Source organism: Nocardiopsis lucentensis DSM 44048 (assembly GCF_000341125.1).
Lineage (GTDB): Bacteria > Actinomycetota > Actinomycetes > Streptosporangiales > Streptosporangiaceae > Nocardiopsis > Nocardiopsis lucentensis.
Genome location: NZ_ANBC01000066.1, coordinates 1 through 768 on the forward strand (window position 1 = coordinate 1; position 768 = coordinate 768).

At 77.5% G+C, this 768-nt stretch carries 2 pseudogenes; both read left to right on the forward strand.

What is annotated here, in order from left to right:
* A pseudogene (locus D471_RS39005) lies at positions 1-587 on the forward strand (lipopolysaccharide biosynthesis protein); the annotation flags it as partial.
* A pseudogene (locus tag D471_RS0101970) lies at positions 587-768 on the forward strand (ligase); the annotation flags it as partial. The pseudogenes D471_RS39005 and D471_RS0101970, both read left to right, overlap by 1 nt.

A 768-nucleotide genomic window follows, 5' to 3' on the forward strand; every position in this document is an offset into this window, starting at 1 on the left:
TCGTCCGCGCCGACACCGCGACCGACACCGCCTCCGACCCGCTGGACCTGCCCCCGGGTCCCGGTCTGGCCGAGGCGCTCCTGGACGGTGAGGACCCCACCGAACTGGAGGTGCGCCCCGACACCACGCCCCGCCTGCGCGTGCTCCGGTACGGCCGCCCGGGGACCACCGCCCCCACCCAGGGAACCGCCATGCCGGAGCTGCTCGAACTCCTGCGTGAGAGGGCCGAGTACGTGGTGATCGCCGTCCCGCCCGCGACCGAGCGGGCCGACACCCACGCGCTGGCCGCCTCGGCCGACCTGCTGCTCCCGGTGGTCGAGCTCGGCCGCACCCGACGCGCCGACCTCGTGTCGCTGACCACCACCGCCGCCCGCTTCGGCCTACCCGTGCCCGGGGTGGCGGCGCTGCCCCGACAGGCACGTCCCGACGACGCCGCCTCCCGCCGCGCGAAGGAGACCGAGAGCGCGGCCGCGACGGAGGGGGCGGCCGCCACAGCGCACGGGGCCGCCACGGCCGAGGACTCGGCGGACCGGGCCGGCACCGGTTCGGAGGACACCGCCGCCGACACCGTCGGGGCACGGAACTGATGGCGACACCCGCCGCCCAGCGCCCCCTCCCCGGGACAGGGGTCCCGGTCGGCCCTCCCCCCGGCACCGGTCGTCCGGTGGTCTGGCTGCTGGCCGGGTACCCGCTGTGGTGGGCTCTGGGCCTGGGTCAGTTCGCGTACTGGCTGTTCGCCGTCCCGATGGCGGCGGAGCTGCTCCGCCG